The organism is Pseudomonas sp. LB3P93 (assembly GCF_054898025.1).
Map to the genome: position 1 here is coordinate 2512194 of NZ_CM142713.1, position 21967 is coordinate 2534160.

A 21967-nucleotide genomic window follows, 5' to 3' on the forward strand; every position below is an offset into this window, starting at 1 on the left:
TTTCCTCGCTTGCTGCTTTACGTGCTACAGTTTTTCTAAGTCAACTTTACAGCCATTTGTTTTGATTTCGGACAGGAATTGATCGAGACTTATCACGGGTTTGCCGACGTTTTTTTTTGCGTACTCACTACGAAGTATTCTAAATAGATCTCCGATTATTTTTTTGTTTGGTTCGTTAAGGTTTGATACCAAATCAAAACCATCGGCGGACATGAAAGGTGTGTCTTTTCGCATTGAGTAGTAGCAACTGATGTTTAGTAGTAAGGAGTTCGCATCTTCATAGGTATTTTTCAGCGATATTAAGTATTTACTGAATACTTCAAGCAGTATTTCATTTGGGTTGTCTTTCAGTTTAAGGTGCCCGCAAAGCCCCTGCCAGTTGTTGATGTAGAGATGGTCTCCCCAGTCAGGATCTCGGGAAAAATATTGCCCTTGACCTTTGAAGAACTCTGTAGGCTCGTTGTTTTTCATTGCTAACTGAAATTTTGTTTTCATTGAAACTTTTCCCGACAAAAAAAGTGATCAAATTTATTTTCGTGAGTTGGTAGAAAATAAATTAGTCTCATTTTTGTGCATTTCATATCTGGAGTGGAATGGGCTTTATTCTTAAAACTCTATAATTTCAGGATCGCCTATTAGCTTTTTAAGTTGAATCAGAAAATCGTGCTCGTCAACGAAGCTCGTATTATCGATCAAATCTATAAACCAAAGTATATCTAAAACAGTAAATAACTCCAGCCACTCCGGTCTTTTGGCTTTTGCTTCTGGCATGTCGTTAGCGGCGAACCCATGTCCTTTGCCCTCTGCCAAATAAAAGTAGTTATCTTTGTATGAGTAGCCTATTAGTTTTGGCCATTCTGAACTATGGGGTAAAGTTGGCTCCATGTCTTTCTTGGCAATTACGTAAAAAGTTCTCATGCTTTCCGGAAGTTTATCTGCTTCATCTGGGTTTATCTTTTGGTTATCTAAATGAAGTTGTAGTTATTCTCTGTAACCATATTTTTCTATAAGCGTCGGCAAATGATTTTTACTTGCTTTTATTTCTCTCGTCCGCCCAATATGAAACTCTGGCTTTGGGTCTGTCAACAAGGTAAAGCAAAAAGGGGAAAGGTTTATTTCTTTCATTAAAATAAATCGTTCCGCTTTTTTCTTGCATGTCCCGCTTGTTTGTTTTTATTTGACTTTCTGCGGTTCATTTGTCGAGTGTGATCATGTATTTGTCAGGGCTAGTCCAACTGATCACCTTGAATTTTCCATTTAGAAGTCCTTTGTCTCTTAAATACTCAAATACTTCTGCAGGACACCACTCTCTACCATCAGAAAAATAAAAATCAAGCTCTCTTAGTTTATTAAATACTTCGGTTTTTTTTTATCGGTTGGTGTGTTGATTTTATATTCGTTAAGATCGATATCATTTGCAAAGCCAATGTCGATAAGTTTTTCTTTGGTTTTAGCCTCTAGAATTTTAACTCTAACAAAATCGCCGTCGGATTTTGTGACATAGGCATGGATGGTATTCATTTCAGTAAAATCTCTGTCATGGTAGATACACCCAAAGAAACTAAATCTGTACGCTTTTTCTTTTGTCCATTGTTTCGCTTTTTTTGGGAGATTATTGGAGGGTGTCTTCTCCCTTTTGGAATTCCAAAAGAGAAGAAAATGTCTTTCCATTTTCTGCTCTAAGTTGCGACTCCACGATCTATTCCAGGTTTGATTATCAATAAATAGTCTACTTCTCGGTTTCGGCAGCGCTCGACAAATGCTAGTGCTGAAGCTGGATTTTTTATATATGTGTCAAAAGTGCTCTTGTCAATTTCGAAATACTCTTCATAGTCAACCATTCGGTTGCTTACTGGTATCGAAATATAGAATTTTCCTGATTCTTCTTCAATGCCTATAGAAAATCGTTCGTTTTTGCTGAAAAAAATATCATTGAATTTCATTGTTTTGCCTATAAGTCCAGCGGTGATATTTCTAGTTTTGGAGGATGGATACCTCCAACATCAATTACTGCCTCGCTATTTCCGTTTGGCAGCTTACCACCAGGAATCCAAAAATCATTGGCGCCCGCCTCATTTCCTGACGGAACTCTTAAGTTAAGCTCTCTAGGGTTGGTGATGTCAATTCGAACTAGTTTGTTGCTTTCTAGAAAGCCTGGTGATAGTCCGAGAGAATTTTCTAATGCTGACGCATTCCCTTTAGTAGAGGTCAGTAGTTTATCCGCCTCCGTCTTAGGCATGATGAAAGATGTACCATCACGCTGACCGATACCATATTTGTCTAGATTCGATTGAGTCATAAATCTGGTAGCGCCGCTGTCAAACTGAGCCACGTGATTGGATATGTACTCCGACGAAAGATATTCGCTTGGATTTGGTCGAGACCCTTTCGGAATCGCAGTAATTTCCTCAATTTGTGACTGTGTCAGCGGAGGGGAGGCATCCGGACAGTCCCCCTGTACACACATCAACCCCAACGGATCCACCCACCCCGTAGGGTTAGGCACGTACTGGTAGTTATTCAACCCACCCGCAAGCTTGATCGGATCCGGTGTCAGATACCGTCCAGTGCCCGGATTGTAGTAGCGATGCCGGTTGTAATGTAAGCCCGTTTCCCCATCGAAGTACTGACCCTGGAAACGCAACGGGTTGTCGATTTCGGCAATGTCGAGGGTGGCGAGGTTGCCGTAGGCGCGGTATTTCGCCGACCACATGATCTGGCCGCTGTAGTCGGTTAGTTCCTGCGGGGTGCCGAGGTGGTCGAGTTGGTAGTAGAACGGTTCGGCTTTGAGCGGGCCTTCACCATCGAGCATGGCCAATGGGCGGAAGGTGCCCGGTTCGTAGATGTAGCTGCGATAGCGGTTGTCGGCGCTTTCGGCGATAAGGCGTTCGCCTTGCCACAGGAATTGCGTGGTGTGGCCATCGACGGTTTTGGCGATGCGGCGGCCAAAGGCGTCGTATTGGTAGGTTGCATTGCTGCCACCGGGCAGGCTGACGCCGATCAGGCGGTGCTGGCAGTCGTAACGGTATTCGGTGACGAGTTTCTGGCCGGTTCCTCGACGTTCGCGCGCCAGGTTGCCGTAGGCGTCGTAGTCGTAGTGGCGGTCGCCTTGCATGAGCAGGCGATTGCCTTTGACGTTGGCCAGGTTTGCGGTTGGCTGGTCGCCCTGGCCCAGGAGGTTGCCCGCCGGGTCGTGGGCGAAGCTTTCCGGGGTGCTGCCACGGACGTTGATCAGTCGGTCGAGCGGATCGTAGTGGTAGCTGCGATTGCCTTTGCGGCTGTCATCGATGCCCGCGAGATTGCCATTGGCGTCGTAGGCGTAGCGCCGCTGGAACAGGTTGCGATCTTGCTGACCCACCGTGTGGGCTTGCAGTCGGCCTTGTTCGTCGTACTGGTATTGGCTGAGCAGCAGGCCTTGTTGACGTTGCTGCTCGCGGCCGGCGCTGAATTGGTGAGTGGTCAGGCGCGAGCCGTTGAGGTCGATGCTGCTCAGGCGACCGCCGGATTGGTGGCGGTAGTCGAGTTTGCTGCCATCGGGCAGGCGACAGTGGCTCAGTTGGCCGAGTTTGTCGTACTCGTAACGCGTGGTGCCCCAACCCTGGTGTTCGGTGATCAGGCGGTCTTGCAGATCGTATTCGTAGGCGAGAGGCCAATGGCCGTCGTCGACGTTTACCAGGCGACCCAATGCGTCGTAGCTGTAGTGAATTTCTTCGCCATCGGCCAGGGTTTTCACCAGCAAGCGCCCAGCGGCGTCGCGCTGGTACTCGGTAACCAGTTCGCTGCCGTCATCGCCGAATTCGGTTTTCTTCAGCAGTTGGCCGTTGAGGTCGTACTCGTAGGCAGTGCGACGGCCGTCGAAACCGGTTTCCTGCTGGATCAGGCCGTTAGGGTAGTAATCGAGGTGGTAGTGCTCGCCCCGTTCGTTTTCGATCTCGCTGAGCAACAGGCGCGAGTTGTCGTAGTGGTAACGCAGTTGGCTGCCGTCCGGGTTGATGCGGCGGCTGACCAGATGCAGGTTATCCGCATACTCGTAACGGGTGACGCGGCCCAGTTCATCGCGTTCGGCGGTGACTTTGCCGTAAGCGTTATAGGTAAACGCACGGGTTGCACCGCCGGGCAGGGTGATTTGCGCGAGGCGGTTCGCTGCGTCCCATTGATAGTGGGTGATTGCGCCGCTTTCGTCCTGGCGGGTGATCTGTCGGCCCAACGCGTCGTAGCGATACTTGCGCTGGCCGCCGTCCGGCAGCTGTTCTTCGAGCAGTTGGCCAAGGTTGTTCCAGCCCAGTTGATGGCGACTGCCATCAGGATGACGGATCTCCAGCAGACGGCCCTGGCGGTTGTAGCTGTAGTGGGTCGAGTTGCCGTCTGGGTCGATCTGTTCGGTGATGTCGCCCTGATCGTTGCGCCAGTAGGTCCAGGTGGCCGGACCACGGTTCACTACACGGACGAACCCGTGGTAGTACTCGTAAGTGGTGGTAGCGTCTTCCGGTGGAATCACCGCGACCAGTCGGCCAGCTTCGTTGTACTGGTACTCGGTGACTGCTCCGAGTGGATCTTTTTCGGCAACCAGACGGCCCTTGTCATCGTAGGCCTTGAGGTGTTCGGCACCATCCGGGTCAACCTTGGCGACCAGTCGGGCCTGATCGTCGTGGGTGTAGATTTCTTCGCTGCCGTCGGCGTTGGTAACCGTGACGCTGCCCTTGTCATCCCAGGCATAATGCGCGTCCATCTGCGAGAAGCTCGCCCAGTGATGGATGCAGCGTGCCGACTTGCCTTCCTTTTCCCACTCCCAGTAGAAGCTCGCGCCACCGGCCAGTTGGCGCTCAAGAATGACGTTTTGATCGTTGTAGGCGTAGCGTTCTGTCTCGCCCGCTGCGTTTCGGGCTTCGATCAGGCGGTGCTGAGCGTCGTAGCCATAAGTGACCAGGGTCTGAACGGTGCTCCAGGCAACTTCCAGATTGTCCGCCGGGCTGAATTGCTGATAGTCGATGGCGACGATGTGCTTGCGGTCATAACGAACGAGGAGGGCGCGACCGGCACCGTTATCGACACGCTTGATTCGCCCGTGGATGTCACGGGTAATGTGCAGGCGATTGCCGTAATCGTCGCTGATGGCGATCAGCGTGGCGCCCTTGCTGTTGTAGCGGAAGTGGTAGAACTGTTTGCGTTCACCGGCCTGCGTGAGCACCAGCTCGGAAGGGTCGTCACCGATGAAAATAGCCGCTTCCGAGAGGCTGTTGGTGATCGCCGGACGCTGCACGCTTGGCAGCGGGAACGTGGTGACACGGTTCTCGTGGTCGGTCCAGATGACTTCGTTTTCGTGGATGTCGACGCGTTGGGCCAAGGCATGGCTCCAGCCGTAGCCGAGGCCGCAATCGATTTCTGCGGCGCTGGTGCGATAGAGGCGCGTCCAGCTGAAGGGCAACAAACCACCGAGCTCGCCATCGGTCAGGGTCAGCAGCTCTTCGCCCGTGACCATCGATACGGGGCAACCATTGGTGCAGGTTTTCTTGGCGCAGGTGGCGCTTTTATCGTCGGGTGTCTTCGACTGCGTCGAAACGTCGTCGACCTTTTCCTTGGGGGTGAGGGTGGTCTGTTTTTCTTTCTTGCCACGCGGAAACGAAGAAGCGTCTTTCACTTCCTGCTTCGGCGTATCCGTGGTTTTCGGAACCTGGCTTTTGGACCCATTGGCGGCAGCCTCGTCGATTTTAATCGCCGCCGTTTTGGTCGGTTTCATCGGCACATTCTTGGCGCTGGCAATCAACGGTTTCGACACTTCAGCGTGTGCCGGCAGGCTGTGTTTGCCGCTCAATGTCATCAGTTTCGCGGCCAGTTCTTCAAGGTACTTGATGGCTGTACCGGACTTGACGGTAGACATCGCCTTGGTGCCAACCCGCACAGCGATCCCCGCACCACCGGTGAGGCAAATACCCAGCACCACGTTGATCAGGAACTCCGCTGCAATCGCCGTCACTACGTCAACAATGACCTGTGGAGGCAGCATGCCGACCCAGGCAACAATTGCCGAAACGTAGATGAACATCAGGGGTTCATCACTGAGGATCAACAGGCCTGAAGCAATGGACTCCTTGGAGGCGGCATAGAGCTTGTCGATCTCGACATCCGACAGGTATTTACGCAGCTTTTCGAGGTTTTCCTTCGGATGTGCGAGCAGTTCGAACAGGCTTTTGATGTCGTCCCACAGCCTGAGCAACGCTTTCTCCAGGCCATCCATCGCTTGCTTCAACAGAATGACCGAACGGCCCATGCGGTCGGCCGCCGAGTAGCTGGCCCACTGTGGCTGAAACTTGCCCGACCACTCGCTTTGCAACCAGCCTTCAAGATTGCCGATTACGCCCTGATAGGAGTCGTAGAGCGCTTTGACGTTGCTTTGGGAAACGTTGGGGAAAAAGGTGATGCGGTACATCTGGCCTTTCTTACAGCCGTCGATCACCTTGATGCCGCTGGGGCCGATGGTTGTTTCAATGGCAGGTCCGGTGACGTCGTCGTAGAGCGTGCCTTTTGTGACGGGCTCCAGTTTCACTGGCGTATTGCCGATGGGGACGAAGCGCGCCGATTCGAACATGTGGATCAGGGTGAAGTCGCCCGCCAGGGGGCAGGTAGCGTAGGTCTCGACTGCACCGGTTTTGGTCTTGCGTTTGGTGACGCTGACTTCGTTGCCGACTTTGAATGTCTGGTCGACATCGAGTGCCCAGCCAGTGAGAAAACCGTCCGCCCACTCCTTGTAATCGCTCAGGCAGTTCTTGAAGTCTTTGAGAATCAGGTTCACGTCAGGCGTTTTGGCGTCCAGTACGCGCAGGACCAAGGTACCAATCGGGGTATTCATGACGTGACTTCCTTTGTCAGCTGAGCAGCAAGACGCTCTGCCATATCTTCTGTATTGGGTTGTTGGCGAACGAAGCGCTCGACCTTGTGGCGCAAGTTACTTTCGGGAAAAGCGAAGAACAGCTCCGGACAATCCTCGCCCAGCCACTGCATCAGGTTGTCGACGACGGTGGTGTGGTCTTTTTCCGCCAGCGTATCGAGCAGCTTCTGCGGCACGTCCCACCACGGCCATTCTTTCGCCGCAGGCACGGACCTCGGTCCTACTGTCAGGCTCTGCCCGTTGATCAAGTAACGGTCGAACACCGGCAGCACCTCGCCAGCGCTGGCGCCCAGACCTTCAAGAATCGGATAAATATGCCGCCCGTCCCAGAACCGGAAAAACACCTCGGTACCGTCGGGTGTACGTACCTGGGTCAAACTGCGCAGATGTTCAAACACCACGTCCGCCGTGCTGGTGGACACCGCCAGCCAACCCCAGTCCAGAGCATGGGTTTCGGTAATCCATTGCAAAAAACCGGCGTTTGGCTTCAGCTCGGCGAGATAGGGCATGACTGGCTGCCAATCGGCGTAAGGCGTGCCACCCCAGATAGGTATCAGTTCTGGTGCCATCTCTTGCTGGTAGTAGGCCTTGAGCGGTTCGGCATCGCTCGCAGCGCTGATAATCAGATAGAGACGCTCATCGGCCTGCAACGGCCGTTCAGCCAACCACGCCTGCGGAGTCAACAGATCAGATCGCACAAGCACCTGCCTTGCATTTCTCACACTCTTCACAAAACGGCGCATTACGTTTCAGCGTATTGATCTGCGCCGGGGTCAGCACCGCGCCAGCCTTGTCCGCATCCGCCTGTTTCAGCACCCCGGGCAACAACGGCGCAGCACCAGTCCCGCTTCCCGGCCCACCCCCAGAGTTCATGTTGATCACCGGCCCGCTCAGGGTCACGCCGCCAGCATCGATCTTTATGAAGCTGCCGCCACCAATCAGGGTTAGTTCACTGCCCGCTTCAAGCACGACTTTCATGCCGCTGCTCAGGTGGATTTCCTGGCCTGCATCGATGAATTGCCCGGTGCCGATCTTGATGTGCTGGTTCACGCCCACGGTCAGGTGGTCGTTGGCGCGGGCTTCGACTTTACGGTCGGCGTAGACGGTGTGGTGTTCTTCGGCCTTGAATTCGCTGTAGCTGTTTTTCTCGACGGTGTCGTGGCGTTCGTTGCCGACGCGGATTTTCTGGTCGTGTTCGACGTTTTCGTCCCAGTCGCGCTGGGCGTGCAGGAAGATTTGTTCCTGGCCTTTCTTGTCTTCGATGCGCAGTTCGTTGAAGCCGCCACCACCCTTGGAGCTCAAGGTTTTGAAGGTGCTGCGGGTCTTGTTCGCCGGCAACGGATACGGGACGACGTTTTCCTTGTGGTAGAGGCAGCCGCTGATCAGCGGTTGGTCGGGGTCGCCTTCGAGGAAGGTGACGAGCACTTCCATGCCGATCCGCGGGATGGCGATGCCGCCGTAGTGGGCGCCGGCCCAGGCGGAGGAGACGCGCAGCCAGCAGCTGGTCTTGTCGTCGGCCTGGCCTTCGCGGTCCCAGTGGAATTGCACTTTGACGCGGCCGTACTGGTCGCAGTGGATCTCTTCACCTTTGGGCCCGGTGACCACGGCGCTTTGGCTGCCGAGGATGCGCGGCTTCTTTTGCGTCAGCGGCGGGCGGTTCGGCACGTCCCATGGGGTGGCCTGGAAGCGGTTGCGGTAACCCTGGTGGAAATCGCCTTTGAGGCTGGTGGTGTCGCTGGTCACCGACTCTTCCAGCACTTGCGGCTGTTTGCCTTCGTGGAGGACTTCGGTCAGCAGCCACAGGTCGTTCCATTTGGCTTTCGGGTGTTGGGTCAGGGCCAGGAAGTGGCCGCTGACCAGCAACGGCTGATCGCTTTTGCCTTCAGCCAGTTGGAAGTCGCTGCGGTGGCGTTCCAGGTTGCGCTTGGCCAGGTGTTTGCCGCGCTCGCGGTCGATGAAACGACCGGGGTAGTCGTAGTCTTCGAGGTCGGGCAGGGCGTCGCCGCGGTTTTCGCTTTCGAGGGTGATGCGTGGTTTTTCGAAGTCGTAGTCACGGCGGGTGGTGCGGCTGGTACGGGTTTCCAGGCGCAGGTCGAAGCGCTTGATCACCGGGTCGTTGGCGACCATGCCGGAGTCTTGCTGATAGGCCACGGGTGCGAGTTTCGGGAACACCGTCTGGTCATCGCCGAACACCAGTTTGTGGGCCGTGGCGCTGTGCTGGAAGTGGTAGTGAATACCTTCTTCCTCGCACAGGCGCTGGATGAATTGCAGGTCCGATTCATCGTACTGAACGCAGTAGATGCGTTCGGGATAGATCGCCCCGACTTTGAATTCATAGGCATTGCTTTGGATACCGTGCTCTTCGAGGACCATGCCGATGATTTTCGGCACGCTGAGGTTCTGGAAGATGCGTTGGTTGATGCGGTGCGCGAGGTAGGACAGTTGCGGGCGCAGGGTCACCGCGTAGCGGGTCAGGCGTTTGCCGGAATCACCCTGGGCGGCGCGATAGATCTGGCCATGGATGCCGCTGCCGTCAGGCGAGAGCTGCAAAAAGGCCGGTTTGTGCAGCAGGGTCTCAAGGTCCAGCGACGGCTGTTCACTGACCAGTTCCACCTCAAACAAAAAAGGCTGGCTGATGGCTTCCCGACCTTGCAGGGACAGTACCTGGAAGTCGCTGGAAAGACCTTCGATGGTCAGGGCAAAGTGAGTTTGATTGGCCGGCGCGAACATCCCTTGTTCCTTGTGCAGTGCAGCGGCGTACGCTACACCCGGGCAGGGCGCTTGCGGACGCGAAAATTCTGGAAGGGCGTAAACAACATCGACCAGCAGAGCTGGCCGATGCTTTAGACGGTCGGCCTGACTCAGGCGACCGGCAGACGCCAGTCATCGGAACCCGAAGTACCGGATACTTCGTGGGTCCAGGTGATTTTGCGGTAGGTGAACTGTACTTCTTCCAGGTGCGTGAAGTGGGAGTTCGACGGATCCTGGCAGTTGTGCATTTTGTTGTTGATGGCGACGATGATCGCGTCTTCCAGTTTGGTGGTGTAGTAGTGCTCTTGGGTACCTTGAGCCGAAGTGCGGTACCACTGGATAACGATCTCGCTCATGCGCTCGCCGGAAGTCAGAGCGGCTTGCAGCAGTGGCGAAGACTTGTCGTACACCTTGGTGATCACGACTGGCTTGTGAACGCGCTGACCGGTTGGTTGGCCGGACTGTGGGTCACGCGGGATGATCACGTCGTGGCTGAAAGCCTGAACCATGACCTGGTCTTCGTGACCTTCTTGATAAGTGTTGCCAACCGAGTCGGCGGTGAATGCGCCGGCGGTGATCAGACCTTGTTTTTCGCCAGTGACGGACATGTACGCTGGTGTAGCCATGGATGTGCTCCTTGCTAAAAATTTAGGGTGCCCGGGAGGCGGTATCGCCCGGTGGGTGCCTGATTGTTATCAAGGTCCGTGCCAGAAATGGTTTTGGTCATATAAATCAAGGGATTGAGGCTTTTTTTAGAGCGCGGCGAAGATTATTAAAAGCGTTGCTGCCTGAATGTGCGCAAGTTCTTGCACAGCATTGCGCAAGAACTTGCGCACTCGGCTGGAGGGCCTGACAGGCCGGGCGATCAGCGATCCGGGAAGGGCTTTTTACGCGAGCAGTGCGCAACTTCTTGCGCAGCAAGGCTTTGCGCCATCACTCAAAGACGTCTGGCATTCGGTGCAACGAATCAACTGCCCGAGTGGTCCATAAAAACAGCGCCGTCGAGCGTCCGAACAACCCCGAAGTGGAGTGAGCACGAGATGAAAATCCTGATGGTTTTAACGTCCCACGATCAATTGGGTAACACGGGTAAGAAAACCGGCTTCTGGCTGGAGGAATTCGCCGCACCGTACTTCGCCTTCAAGGATGCCGGCGCTCAACTGACCCTGGTTTCGCCCAAGGGTGGTCAGCCGCCGCTGGACCCGAAAAGCGACGAGCCGGACGCGCAAACCGCTGCCACCGATCGCTTTCGCAAAGACTCCGCGGCCCAGTCAGCGCTGGCGTCCACGGCTGTGCTGAGTACCGTAAGACCCGACGATTACGACGCCGTGTTTTATCCCGGCGGCCATGGTCCGCTGTGGGACCTCGCTGAAGACAAAGTTTCAATCGCTCTGATCGAGGCTTTTATCAAGGCAGGAAAACCGGTCGCAGCGGTCTGCCATGCGCCGGGTGTGTTGCGTCACGTCAAGGGTGCGGATGGCCAGCCATTGGTCAAAGGCAAGCGCGTGACGGGGTTTACCAACACTGAGGAAGAGGCGGTGCAGTTGACGAATGTCGTGCCGTTTCTGGTGGAGGACATGCTGAAGGAGAAGGGCGGTGAGTATTCCAAGGGCGCGGATTGGGCGAGTTATGTGCTCACTGATGGCTTGCTGATTACCGGGCAGAACCCGGCGTCATCCGAGGCTGCGGCAGAGGCGTTGTTGAAGAAACTAGCCTAAACACTGGACCTGTAGCAGCTGTCGAGCAGCGCGAGGCAGCGTTCGGCTGCGCAGCAGTCGTAAAATCAGACGATGCGGTGTTTCAGGAAGACCGCAAACTCAGGTTTCACGACTGCTGCGCAGCCGAACGCTGCCTCGCGCTGCTCGACAGCTGCTACAGGTCCGTCTCGTGCCTTAGATAGTGGGGCTTAACGCGGCAAAACACTGCTCGATCGAGCGTCGCTGCGTCTCGGCATACAGTCCCAATTCATCAATGGTCGGCCGCCCCAGCGCCTGTTCAAACGCTTGCTGGTTCGAATGCACGCCATAATTTACCTGCGCCGCATCCCCCAGGTTCGACTGGAAAATCCCCGCTGCGCTCACCGGCAGGAAATCCTCATACACCAACGGTTCAACCCGCAAATAGCCGCCGCTGAGCAAATCTTCCAGCGGCAACGATTTCAGCTCTTCCGCCGCCAGGCCTTTTTCCGTGACGAAGTAGCGAAAGTACGCCAGTTCCTGTTGGCGCATGCCTTCGTAGGTGTCAGGGAATTCGCTGAAGTGCTGCGTCATCAGCGCGTTGTAACGTGCGGCATTGGCCTCGTTGGGAAAGTCCTTCAACTCATCACGGGCAGCGTTGAGCAAGCGGTCGTAAAGCGCCCGGCCTTTTGGCGTGAGCGCTGCGCCGCGCTGTTCGATTTCACCGAAGCGTGCGCTGTGGCTACCGCGAGTCTCGGGTTGATCGGTGAAGGCGATCGGCTCGTCGAGCGCCTTGAAACTGGTCTGGCGCAGCAGGATCGGGCACTGACGGCGGGGCGGGCCTTCGATCACGGCTTTGGGCGTGATGCCATGGGTGGGCATTTGCGCCTGGACGATGTCGATGTCCAAGGTGCGCGGCGTCAAGTGATTGATGTGCGGGCCCTTGAACGCGACCACGTCGGCGATCAGTCGATGCTGTGCGCTGAGTTTCTGGTATTGCTCGGCGGTGACGGTGGCGCTGTGGTGCCAGCGAAAGGTTTCCAGTGCCTGTTCGACGAAGTCCCGGGCTTCTTGTTCGGTAAGACCGCCCTCGGTTTCGGCGCGGTCGATCAGTGCAAGCGCTGTTGGCGTGAAGATCTGGCGCTGATCCAGCATCGACTGAGCGAAGGCTCGCAGTTCCAGGTCTTCGATCAGTTCCAGGCGCAGCAGCGAGGTGAACACCCGGAACGGGCTGACTTGCAATGAAGCTTCGTGCACGGCGCGGAATGCCGTGGAATGCACTGGAACGCCGGCCGGAGTCAGGTCGTAGTAGCCGACGGGGTGCATGCCCATCACCGCGAACAGTCGGGCGAGGGTGGCCAGTTCGTCAGCGGTGCCGACGCGGATCGCGCCGTGACGCTCCAGGTCCAGTCGTTCGATTTCGCCGGTGCTGTTCAGTTGGCGGGCCACCTGCGGATCGCTGTCCAGTACGTGACGGTTGGTCTGCTCCACCAACTTCATCAGCGCGCCGTACAGCGGCACTTCTTCGCGGTACATGTCGGACATCGCTTTGGAGAAGCGTTGGCGGATCAGGTCAGGGCTGACGAAGCTTGGGTGGCTCATGAAAAATTTCCTGGCGCGGGAGACGTAAAGGATGCGGGAAAAGATCGCAGCCTTCTGCAACGCCGACAAACGAAGAATCTTACGGACTTCATTCTGCCAAGGACTGCATGCACTGTGCCGGTGTAGCAGCTGCCGAGCAGCGCGAGGCTGCGTTCGGCTGCGAAGCAGTCGTAAATCCTGAATGCACGGTATTACTGATACTACGCAGTGCCTGATTTTACGACTGCTTCGCAGCCGAACGCAGCCTCGCAGGCTCGGCAGCTGCTACACGTCGGGGGATTACAGGTGAGAACGGCTTTCCGAGCGCAGCGATCCGAGGAATTCCCGATACAACCGCGCGGTATTGGCCGGCTGCTCGACCATCGGCATATGGCCACTGTGGTCCCAGATGTCCACGCGCAAATCAGCGATGCCTTTACTCCAGACGGCCACGCTGCTGACGTCGATCAGGCGGTCCTTGTGCCCCCACAGCAACAGCGCCGGGCACTTGATGTCGGGCAGTTTGGGCTCCATCGGTGGGCTGGCACGGAAGTCGTTGAAGATTTCTTCCAGCTCATCGCGAGTCTGTTCATAACGCTGCGCGATGGCGTCCAGCACCACGCCGGGCACCCATGGCGGCTCGGCCATGGTCATGGCGTATAAGCGCTGGAATTCTTCCCGTGAGTGAATCAAAAACGGGTTGTGGCCCTTGGCCAAATGGCGCTCCAGGTCGCTGGGCTCGGGAGACGTGACGCCGGCCGGATCGATCAGGGCGACGGAGGCAATTCGGTCCGGGTAAGTCGCCGCCAGCCACGCCGCGATGTAGCCGCCCATCGAGTTGCCGATCACATGGACTTTCTCGACCCCGCAAACGTCCAGCAGCTGGATCATCCGCTTGGCCTGCAGAGGAATATCGTAGCCACCACCGGCCTTGAATCCAGTTTCGCCATGGCCGGCGATGTCAGGGATGATCACCCGATAGTTGCCGACAAAGTGCCGGGCGAAGCGCAGCCAGATGTTCTTGTCGGCGCTGAAGCCATGCAGCATCAGCACACTGCTGGACGCTTCGTACGGCCCGCCTTGCCAGGTCGATACGGTCATTTCCGTGATCGGTACGACGATTTTGTGCAGTCGATACAGTTTGGCTTCCACGGCCATATTCAGATCGTAGAGCCAGTAGCCGATGGCTGGGTAACTCAGCCAGCTCCAGGCTACAAAAACCGCGATAAGGACAACCAACACAAGCATCAGGCATCTTCCTTTTACGTGATCAGGACAAAATGTGGTCAGCGGGTTTCAGCGCCCGGGTCAACCGGTGGTAGCTGAAACTGAACCCCGGAAACATGGCAATCACATGACCGCTCTTGCTTTGATACCAACTGTGGCAACCTCCGGACTTCCACACGGTGCGCTCCATTTCGCGGTGGATCATCTCAGTGTAGGTACGTTCTGCCTCGGGGCGCACTTCGATGCTGCGCAAACCGTGTTCTTTCAGCGTGCGGATGCAGTCGAGGATGTAATTCATCTGCGATTCAATGATGAACAGCGCCGAGGTGTGGCCTATGCCGGTGTTGGGCCCGGTGACGATGAACAGGTTGGGAAAGTCCGGCAGGCTGGTGCCCAGGTAAGCCCGCGGGTACTGCGCCCAGACGTCTTTGAGTCGCGTACCGTTTTTGCCGGTGACCGGGTAGGAAATCACCCCGTCGGTGGCGTCGTACCCGGTGGACCAGACGATCAGGTCAACGTCGATGTGCTGACCTTCCTGGGTGACGATGCCGATTTCGTCGATGGACGCGATGCCCTGTTCGCGGCTGTGCAGCGTCACGTTGCTGCGGCCGAGCGCCGGGTAAAGGGTGCTTGAGACGATCACTCGCTTGCAGCCGATGGTGAAGTCCGGTGTCAGTTTACGGCGCAGTTCGGGGTCGGGCACCTGGCGTTTGAGGAAGCGCAGGGCGTGTTGCTGGACCAGGCGGATGGCCGGTCTCGAGTATTTGAAGGCGATGACCCGGGTTTCGAACTGCCAGTAGAGCATCCAGCGCAGCAGTTTGTACGCCGGTTTGAGGCCCAGCAGCCAACGCTGGAACGGTCCGAAGGTGCGGTCGGCACGCGGCAGTACCCAGTGCGGCGTGCGTTGGAACACATGCAGGTGCTCGACGTCGGGGGCAATGGCCGGAATCACCTGCGCGGCACTGGCGCCGCTGCCGACGATGGCGACGCGTTTAAGGCGATAGTCGAAGGTGTGATCCCAGTTGTTTGTGTGAAAAGTCTTGCCCTGAAAGCGTTCCTGGCCTTCGAAGTGTGGGACGACGGGTTGGCTCAACGGCCCGGTCGCGTTGATCAGGAACTGGGCGTAAAACGTGCCTTTGGCGCCGGTATGCACCGCCCAGCGTTGGCCGTCGGCGTCCCACTCGATGCGCTCGACATTGGCCTCCAGTTCGACCTTGTCCCGCAGGCCGAAGTGCTCCACCACGTACTGGGTGTAGTGGTGCAGTTCCGCCTGTTCGGCGAACATTTGCGTCCAGCGGTAAGGGGCGAAGGACAGTGAATAGAGCGGCGAGGGCACATCGACGGCCGCCCCGGGGTAGGTGTTCTGGCACCAGGTGCCGCCAAAGAAGTCCCGTCGTTCCAGCAGGCGAAAATCGTCGATGCCTGCCTTGAGCAAATTGATCGCCGCGCACTGCCCGCCAAAACCGCTGCCGATGATCAACACTTGAAAGGTCTGCATGGGCCTCCTTTTTTATCGTTGTTTATCCAGCTCTCCCTTCATGTATAGCCCAAACATTGGCCACATAACTTGTGGGAGCGGGCTTGCCCGCGAAGAACGATAACGCGGTGCTGCAGATAGACCGCGTCATCGTTCGTCGCGGGCAAGCCACGCTCCCACAAACTGCGTGGTCCCCAGGCTGCCCGCCGGTGATGGCTATTTAACGTTGCCCTGATAGACTCCCAGCACACCCGCAACCCTTGTGGTGTCAGGTTCCGTTCTGTGGCGCAGAGGCCTCTATGGGAAAATCGGGAGGAAAAGGACTTTCACTGGCCAGGAGGCTCTATACATCGCGAACCCTGGGTCTGGCCTTGGGGCTGTTGTGCGTAGGCGCGGCGATGTATCCACTCAACCCGGCGCCGTGGGTTTGGGGGCTCATGGTCTTCAATGGCGTGATCTGGCCGCACGTTGCCTATCAATGGGCGCGTCGGGCGAAGGTGCCCTTTCACGCCGAACATCGCAACATCCTGGTCGATGCCTTTCTCGGCGGCTTCTGGGTCGCCGCCATGCACTTCAATCCTCTGCCGAGCGCGGCGACGCTGTCCATGATGGCCATGAACAACGTGGCGATCGGCGGATTGCGTTTCCTGCTGGTGGGCACGGCCGCGCAGATACTCGGGATCGGTGTCGGCATGTTCATTTTCACACCCACCGTCTTCGCGCAAACCAGTCCGTTGCAGCTGTACGCCTGTTTACCCCTGTTGATCCTGTACCCACTGGCGCTGGGCTGGATCTGCTTTCGCCAAGCCACCACCCTTGGCCGGCACAAACGCGAACTGCTGGCCCTGAGCCGAACCGACAGCCTTACGGGCCTGCTGAACCACGGAGCCTGGAAAGACCAGCTCGAAGTTGAATTCCAGCGTTGCCAACGCCAGCAGCAGGGCGGGGCGATTGCGTTGATTGACATCGACCATTTCAAAACCATCAATGACACCTACGGCCACGTCGCCGGGGACATCGTGCTGCGGCAGCTGAGCAAAATGCTCAAGCAGAACCTGCGAGCGACTGACGTGGCGGGGCGCTACGGCGGTGACGAATTCTGCGTGCTCCTCCCGGACTTCCCCCTCAATAGCGCGGCGGCTGCCATGGACGCCTTGCGTGATCGCTTCGCCACCCTGGCCTACGAGCAGGACCCGGCGCTTAAAGTCAGCCTGAGCATTGGCCTTGCGGCGTTCAACCCGGCCCACACCGACGCCACCCTGTGGCTCAACGATGCCGACCAGGCGCTCTACGAAGCCAAGAGCACCGGCCGCAACCGCGTTATCTGCCGCGCCGACGACCAGCCCCGACACGAATTGCTAGACCCGGTCTGAAGGCCTGCACACATCCCCTGTGGGAGCGAGCTTGCTCGCGATGACGGCAGCTCATTCAACATCAATGCAAGCTGACCCACCGCTATCGCGAGCAAGCTCGCTCCCACAGGGATTGCAGGTGTCCACAAATCATGCGTCCACTAAAAATTCCCTGTAGGAGCGAGCCTGCTCGCGATGGCGTCAGGTCGGTTCACACCATCAAATGAACTGAACAGCTATTCCTTCACACTCATAAACTCTTCCGCCCAACGGATGTATTCCTCAGGCTGCGTATATGTGTGGGTCAGCTCGGTCGCGCTCAAATCCGAGGCTTGGGTAAAGATCTGCCGCTGTTCGCGCAAGCTGTCGTACGTCGCCTTGATCGCCGCGAAGTACGCGCCATGACCATCAATGGTCACCCGCACGCCCAGTTCAGCCAGGCGTTTGTCATCGCGCAGCGCCGGGTTGCCGTAGGTCACCAGCATCAGCGGCACGCTCAGGTGTTCGGCAATCTGTTCGAGGTGATCGAAGTCACGAACACCTACCATGCAAATCCCGTCCGCACCGGCTTTCTGGTACTGCTGGGTGCGGCTGATGATTTCCTGGACCGGCAGGATCCCGGCGTTGGTCCGCGCGATGATCGCCATTTCCGAGTCGACCCGGGCTTCCAGTGCCGCGCGGATCTTGCCGACGCCTTCCGCTACTCCGATCAGGTCGGTGGATTTGCGACCGAATTGCGCCGGCAGCAGGGTGTCTTCGATGGTCAGGGCGGCGATGCCGGCGCGTTCGAGTTCGACGATGGTGCGCATCACGTTGAGCGCGTTGCCGTAGCCGTGATCAGCGTCGGCGATGACCGGCAATTGGGCCACGCGGCCGATGCGCGTGGCCTGTTCGGCGAACTCACTGAGGGTGATCAAGGCAAAGTCGGGGGCGCCCAGCACCTGCAACGAGGCGACCGAACCACCGAGGATACCCACTTCAAACCCCAGGTCAGCGGCAATGCGGGCCGACATCGGGTCGAAGACCGACGCCGTGTGATAGCAGGCGTTGGAGGCAAACAGCTCGCGGAAGTTACGGCGCAAATCTTGATGAGAAAGCCTGGACATATGAGTTCCACCAATACAAAGGAATGGAAAGGCTTGAGCAAAGGTGTCAACGCCGAAGGAACAAAAGGCTATCACGCGGACGAGGGGAAGATGATGACGAATTTCGCACAGAGAAGATGGCACTCTTCCTGTGGCGAGGGAGCTTGCTCCCGTTCGGCTGCGCAGCAGTCGTAAAATGCTGAACGCGGTGTGTCTGAAAAAAGTGGTGGCAGGTTTTGGGGCCGCTTCGCAGCCCAGCGGGACGGTGCGGCGTTCCGACAAGCTCCCTCGCCACAGGGGTGGGGAGGATTCAGATTGCGATTACGCGGCAACAGCCTGCCGCAGTTGATTGGGCAGCGGGACCGCCCGCACAGAATTACCCGGTTGCAGTTGCAGGCGTTTGGCGGTGAGTCGGTCGACGATCAGGCTGTTGCCCACAAGCCTGGCCTGGGCGGTAGTGATACGGCAGTTTTCCAGGCGGCGGTTGTGGATCAGCCACACCGGGGCCTGCTCGTCAGGCGTGCCAATGGCCAATACCAGCGGCTGGCTGTCGCGCACGGTGCGGATTCTCGCGATCGGGGCTTCGATCACCGGGCCTGCGTCGAAGATGTCGATGTAGCCCTGATGAACAAAACCCTCGGCCTTGAGAATCTTCAGCGCCGGTTCCGTGTTCGGGTGTGCCTTGCCGATGACGGCCTGGGCCTGTTCGGTGAGCAGGCAGGTGTAGAGCGGTTGGCGTGGCATCAGTTCGGCGATGAATGATTTGCTGCCCAGCCCCGACAGGTGATCGGCGTGGCTGAAATCCATCTTGAAGAAATGCCGGCCCAGGCTGTCCCAGAACGGTGAACAGCCCTGTTCGTCGGCGCTGCCGCGCAGTTCGGCGATCAGCTTGTCGCCGAACAGGTGCGGAAACTCGGCAACGAACAGCAGGCGCCCAAGAGACAGCAACCGACCATTACTGCCATGGCGTTGATCGGGTCGCAGAAACAGCGAGCAGATTTCTGATTGACCAGTCATTTCGTTGTTCAGGAACAGCGTCGGAATCTGCCGCTGAATGCCCAGGTCCGGCGACGAACTGACCGTCAGCCCGACCCGATAGTTGTACCAGGGTTCACGCAAGCCAACGGCGCCGGCCAGCGCGCTGATGCCGACCACTTGCTGATCGTCATCTTCCAGCACGAACAGGTAATCGGCATCCGCACGCTCGACCTGTTCGGCAAAGGTCCGCTGGGCCCAGCGCACCCGGTGCGTCAGGCGTTCTTCGTTGGCCGGCAGGGTGGTGAACCCGGGGCCGGCCTGTTGCACCAGATCCATCAAGGCGGGCAGGTCGGTCACGCGAACCGGGCGGACAATCATGATGCAGCTCCTTCTTCGCGCCAGTTCGGGCGCTGTCGTTGGGCACGGTGCCGGGTGATGCTCACAGGGCAATCAGCCGGATCGGGCTGCCATCGGTGACGTTCAGGGCGGCGCACATCTCGGCGCTCAACCCCACCGGTTGCCCGGTCTGTACATTCAGCTCGGCGACGATGGCGCGATAATCCTTGAGCGCATCGTTGCTCACCAGGTAACTGCCGCGCGCATCGATGGATGAGGCCAGTTGCGCCGTGCCGGTCTGGCTTTGGGCGATGGAGAGTATGTTCGAGGTGCGTGCATACAGCGTCGGACCAGCGTCGAACAGGTCGATGTAGCTGTTGGTTTCAAATCCCTCGCGCTCAAGAATATCGAAAGCCTCCTGGCCATCGGGGTGGATCCGGCCGATGCAATCCTGTGCAGCCTGGGGCAGCATCGGCACATAGATCGGGTAGTGCGGCATCAGTTCGGCGAGGAAGGTCCGGCTCTCCAGACCGCAAAGCCGCTCGGCCTCGACGTAGGGCAGGTCGAAGAAGTGCTTGCCCAGCGCATCCCAGAATGGTGATTGCCCTTCATCGCTGCTGTAACCGACGATCTCGGTGATCACCGCTTCGGAAAAGCGCCGCGAATGGGCGGCAATGAACAACAGGCGTGCCCGGGACAGCAACTCTGAAAACCGTGTGCGCACCAGCGCCGTGTCGATATGAAAGCCCCGCAGCAAGGTGTGGCCGCTGAGGTCCTGGCACAACGACAAGGCCGGTACACCGTGCTCGATGTTCAGCTCCCGTGAAGCGCTGGTGAAGTGACGGTTGCGCAAGCTGTAGAACGGCTCGTTGAAGCCTGCGGTGGCGAGGATTTCCGAACAACCCACCAGATGCCCGGCCGCGAGATCCTCCAGCACGAAGAAATAATTCTCCGGGCCATGAACCTCAACGTCGCTCTCGAACGAGGTGCAGGAGTCGAGAATCCTCAGTCGCAGGCGTTCCGTATCGTCCGGCAAGGACGTGACACCGACCAGACTGTCGCGCGCCAGTTGCTGTAACTGGGGCAGGTCGGTTAACTCGACTGGGCGTAAGACCAGCATGGATGTACTCCTGTATCAAAGGGTTCGGCGATGTGTCCCGAACCTGACTATCACTGTCGGTTTCCACGCATTAAATCGGCGGTCGCCTGATTTGTTGTCAGACGCCGCTCTTTTTCTTGTCAGCCGTTGCTTGGGTCGGGCAATACCGTGCTGGCGCCCAGCTTGTTGAGGAAAAACAGATAAACCAGGCCCAAGGCAATCCAGATCAGGCCGAGTTTTTGTGCATCGACGCCCATGTTGTACATGATGGCGGCGACGATGATGAAGCCAATCACCGGGCAGATCAGGTGACGGATCACCTGACCGGACTTCTGCCGACGCCAGTAGTAATTGATGACGGTCAGGTGCAGCAACATGAAACCGCTCAACGCGCCGAAGTTCACCAGCGAGGTGAGGGTGTCCACCGAGTTGATGAACAGGTAGCAGATCACCAGCGACAGCACGGCCACCAGATAGATGCTCAGGTAAGGGGTGTTGTGTTTCGGGTGAACCTTGGCCAGCACCTTCGGCAGTTTGCCGTCCCGGGCCATGCCGAACAGCAGGCGCGATACCGCCGCTTGTGAAGTAATAGCCACTGCGACGCCCCAGGCCAGGGCCGTGGCCACGCCGGTCAGGGTTGCCAGCCAACTGCCGGCGGCGATTTCGGCGATTTCATAGAACGCGGTGTCGGGGGAGGTGAAGCCCATGCCGGCCGCCAGGTCAGTGGCAATCCAGGTCTGCACGACAAAGATCACGCCCATCACCAGCAGCGTGATCAGCGCCGCCTTGCCGACGCTGCGGCCCGGGTCGCCCTTGATTTCTTCGGCGAGGGTGGAGATCGCATCGAAGCCGAGGAAGGACAGCACCGCAATCGACACGGCTTGCATCAGCAGGGCGAAATTGAAGGTGTCGGGGTTATACAGCGGCGCCAGGGTCAGTTGGCCGTTGCCGCCGCCGCTGTGCAGCGCATTCCAGGCGTAGAACAGGAAGATCCCCAACACCACCAGTTGCGCCAGCAGGAAGACAATGTTCATGCGTGCGGTGAACGTGATGCCCCGCAGGTTGACGAAGGTTGCGCTGACAAGAAACGCCAGGATGAAACCGACTTTGGGGATGTCCGGGTAAAGGTGATTCAGCGCCATGGCCGCGTACACGTAAAGCAGCGGCGGAATCAGCAGGTAATCGAGCAGCATCAGCCAACCGGCGATGAACCCGACATGCGGGTTGAGGCCCCGTTGCGCGTAGGAATACACCGAGCCGGCAATCGGAAAGGCCCGCGCCATGCTGCCGTAACTCAGGGCCGTGAACAGCATCGCAACCATGCCGATGATGTAGGCCAGCGGCACCATCCCTGGCGCTTCGGCGTTGACGTAACCGTACACGCCGAACGGGGCGATGGGGATCATGAAGATCATCCCGTACACCACCAGGTCGGTCAGCGACAGGCTACGTTTCAACTCTTGTTTGTAGCCGAACTCTTCTATTTCCATGAAGCCCTACTCCTTGGGATGAAAGCAGC

17 protein-coding genes are annotated in these 21967 nt (G+C 57.4%); 2 read left to right on the forward strand and 15 right to left on the reverse strand.

The features are described 5' to 3' along the window. Positions 1-24: 24 nt before the first annotated feature. From ACYZT8_RS11205 to ACYZT8_RS11240, 8 genes are all read right to left on the reverse strand, one after another. A complete protein-coding gene (locus ACYZT8_RS11205; RefSeq protein ID WP_461981065.1) occupies positions 25-495 on the reverse strand; it encodes a hypothetical protein in 471 nt (156 codons plus the stop codon). 111 nt (positions 496-606) lie between these two features. Next, positions 607-918: a hypothetical protein gene (locus ACYZT8_RS11210; protein WP_461981067.1), complete on the reverse strand. Its 312-nt coding sequence runs from the start codon at positions 916-918 to the stop codon at positions 607-609. Positions 919-1341: 423 nt separating this feature from the next. Beyond that, positions 1342-1671: a hypothetical protein gene (locus tag ACYZT8_RS11215; protein WP_461981069.1), complete on the reverse strand. Its 330-nt coding sequence runs from the start codon at positions 1669-1671 to the stop codon at positions 1342-1344. Positions 1672-1679: 8 nt separating this feature from the next. Beyond that, entirely contained in the window at positions 1680-1943 is a 264-nt protein-coding gene (locus ACYZT8_RS11220) for a hypothetical protein (protein ID WP_461981071.1), read from the reverse strand. An 8-nt stretch (positions 1944-1951) separates the two neighbouring features. Beyond that, on the reverse strand, positions 1952-6847 hold the full coding sequence (locus ACYZT8_RS11225) for an RHS repeat-associated core domain-containing protein (protein WP_461981073.1): 4896 nt from the start codon (positions 6845-6847) through the stop codon (positions 1952-1954). Continuing rightward, the gene (locus ACYZT8_RS11230; protein ID WP_461981075.1) at positions 6844-7584 is read right to left on the reverse strand and encodes a DUF4123 domain-containing protein; all 741 of its coding nucleotides are present in this window, start codon (positions 7582-7584) and stop codon (positions 6844-6846) included. Before ACYZT8_RS11230 ends, ACYZT8_RS11225 begins: the two co-directional genes overlap by 4 nt. Beyond that, positions 7574-9616 (reverse strand): type VI secretion system Vgr family protein, encoded by a 2043-nt coding sequence (locus tag ACYZT8_RS11235; protein ID WP_461981077.1) that lies wholly within the window; start codon positions 9614-9616, stop codon positions 7574-7576. Before ACYZT8_RS11235 ends, ACYZT8_RS11230 begins: the two co-directional genes overlap by 11 nt. 131 nt (positions 9617-9747) lie before the next feature. Then, positions 9748-10263 (reverse strand): Hcp family type VI secretion system effector, encoded by a 516-nt coding sequence (locus tag ACYZT8_RS11240; protein WP_007948242.1) that lies wholly within the window; start codon positions 10261-10263, stop codon positions 9748-9750. A gap of 414 nt (positions 10264-10677) precedes the next feature. On the opposite strand from ACYZT8_RS11240, the gene ACYZT8_RS11245 reads away from it, so the two are divergent. Further along, on the forward strand, positions 10678-11355 hold the full coding sequence (locus tag ACYZT8_RS11245; protein WP_461981080.1) for a type 1 glutamine amidotransferase domain-containing protein: 678 nt from the start codon (positions 10678-10680) through the stop codon (positions 11353-11355). Positions 11356-11529: 174 nt separating this feature from the next. Here the strand turns inward: ACYZT8_RS11245 and hglS are convergent, their stop codons facing one another. The 3 genes from hglS to ACYZT8_RS11260 form a co-directional block, all read right to left on the reverse strand. Next, complete coding sequence (gene hglS / locus ACYZT8_RS11250; RefSeq protein ID WP_461981083.1) at positions 11530-12915, reverse strand: 2-oxoadipate dioxygenase/decarboxylase HglS; 1386 nt, start codon at positions 12913-12915, stop codon at positions 11530-11532. Positions 12916-13194: 279 nt separating this feature from the next. Then, on the reverse strand, positions 13195-14142 hold the full coding sequence (locus tag ACYZT8_RS11255) for an alpha/beta fold hydrolase (RefSeq protein ID WP_461981085.1): 948 nt from the start codon (positions 14140-14142) through the stop codon (positions 13195-13197). 22 nt (positions 14143-14164) lie between these two features. Further along, positions 14165-15619: a flavin-containing monooxygenase gene (locus ACYZT8_RS11260; protein WP_461981087.1), complete on the reverse strand. Its 1455-nt coding sequence runs from the start codon at positions 15617-15619 to the stop codon at positions 14165-14167. Between the two features lie 278 nt (positions 15620-15897). Here ACYZT8_RS11260 and ACYZT8_RS11265 point away from each other — a divergent pair, with 278 nt between their 5' ends. Continuing rightward, complete coding sequence (locus tag ACYZT8_RS11265) at positions 15898-16971, forward strand: diguanylate cyclase (RefSeq protein WP_461981089.1); 1074 nt, start codon at positions 15898-15900, stop codon at positions 16969-16971. A gap of 215 nt (positions 16972-17186) precedes the next feature. On the opposite strand, the gene ACYZT8_RS11270 is transcribed toward ACYZT8_RS11265, so the two are convergent. The 4 genes from ACYZT8_RS11270 to ACYZT8_RS11285 all read right to left on the reverse strand — a co-directional run bounded on the left by ACYZT8_RS11270 (position 17187) and on the right by ACYZT8_RS11285 (position 21938). Continuing rightward, a complete protein-coding gene (locus ACYZT8_RS11270; RefSeq protein ID WP_461981091.1) occupies positions 17187-18056 on the reverse strand; it encodes an isocitrate lyase/PEP mutase family protein in 870 nt (289 codons plus the stop codon). 300 nt (positions 18057-18356) lie between these two features. After that, complete coding sequence (gene astA, locus ACYZT8_RS11275; RefSeq protein ID WP_461981093.1) at positions 18357-19391, reverse strand: arginine N-succinyltransferase; 1035 nt, start codon at positions 19389-19391, stop codon at positions 18357-18359. Positions 19392-19452: 61 nt separating this feature from the next. Further along, a complete protein-coding gene (locus ACYZT8_RS11280; protein ID WP_461981095.1) occupies positions 19453-20469 on the reverse strand; it encodes an arginine N-succinyltransferase in 1017 nt (338 codons plus the stop codon). A 119-nt stretch (positions 20470-20588) separates the two neighbouring features. Further along, positions 20589-21938 carry an APC family permease gene (locus ACYZT8_RS11285; protein ID WP_461981097.1) on the reverse strand — a complete coding sequence of 450 codons (1350 nt, stop codon included), beginning with the start codon at positions 21936-21938 and terminating at the stop codon, positions 20589-20591. Positions 21939-21967 lie beyond the last annotated feature (29 nt).

Bases quoted from the DNA above. Each gene is read 5' to 3' on its own strand.
- ACYZT8_RS11205 (WP_461981065.1), bottom strand. From the start codon at position 495: ATGAAAACAAAATTTCAGTTAGCAATGAAAAACAACGAGCCTACAGAG.
- ACYZT8_RS11210 (WP_461981067.1), bottom strand. From the start codon at position 918: ATGAGAACTTTTTACGTAATTGCCAAGAAAGACATGGAGCCAACTTTA.
- ACYZT8_RS11215 (WP_461981069.1), bottom strand. From the start codon at position 1,671: ATGGAAAGACATTTTCTTCTCTTTTGGAATTCCAAAAGGGAGAAGACA.
- ACYZT8_RS11220 (WP_461981071.1), bottom strand. From the start codon at position 1,943: ATGAAATTCAATGATATTTTTTTCAGCAAAAACGAACGATTTTCTATA.
- ACYZT8_RS11225 (WP_461981073.1), bottom strand. From the start codon at position 6,847: ATGAATACCCCGATTGGTACCTTGGTCCTGCGCGTACTGGACGCCAAA.
- ACYZT8_RS11235 (WP_461981077.1), bottom strand. From the start codon at position 9,616: ATGTTCGCGCCGGCCAATCAAACTCACTTTGCCCTGACCATCGAAGGT.
- ACYZT8_RS11240 (WP_007948242.1), bottom strand. From the start codon at position 10,263: ATGGCTACACCAGCGTACATGTCCGTCACTGGCGAAAAACAAGGTCTG.
- ACYZT8_RS11245 (WP_461981080.1), top strand. From the start codon at position 10,678: ATGAAAATCCTGATGGTTTTAACGTCCCACGATCAATTGGGTAACACG.
- hglS (WP_461981083.1), bottom strand. From the start codon at position 12,915: ATGAGCCACCCAAGCTTCGTCAGCCCTGACCTGATCCGCCAACGCTTC.
- ACYZT8_RS11255 (WP_461981085.1), bottom strand. From the start codon at position 14,142: ATGCTTGTGTTGGTTGTCCTTATCGCGGTTTTTGTAGCCTGGAGCTGG.
- ACYZT8_RS11260 (WP_461981087.1), bottom strand. From the start codon at position 15,619: ATGCAGACCTTTCAAGTGTTGATCATCGGCAGCGGTTTTGGCGGGCAG.
- ACYZT8_RS11265 (WP_461981089.1), top strand. From the start codon at position 15,898: ATGGGAAAATCGGGAGGAAAAGGACTTTCACTGGCCAGGAGGCTCTAT.
- ACYZT8_RS11270 (WP_461981091.1), bottom strand. From the start codon at position 18,056: ATGTCCAGGCTTTCTCATCAAGATTTGCGCCGTAACTTCCGCGAGCTG.
- astA (WP_461981093.1), bottom strand. From the start codon at position 19,391: ATGATTGTCCGCCCGGTTCGCGTGACCGACCTGCCCGCCTTGATGGAT.
- ACYZT8_RS11280 (WP_461981095.1), bottom strand. From the start codon at position 20,469: ATGCTGGTCTTACGCCCAGTCGAGTTAACCGACCTGCCCCAGTTACAG.
- ACYZT8_RS11285 (WP_461981097.1), bottom strand. From the start codon at position 21,938: ATGGAAATAGAAGAGTTCGGCTACAAACAAGAGTTGAAACGTAGCCTG.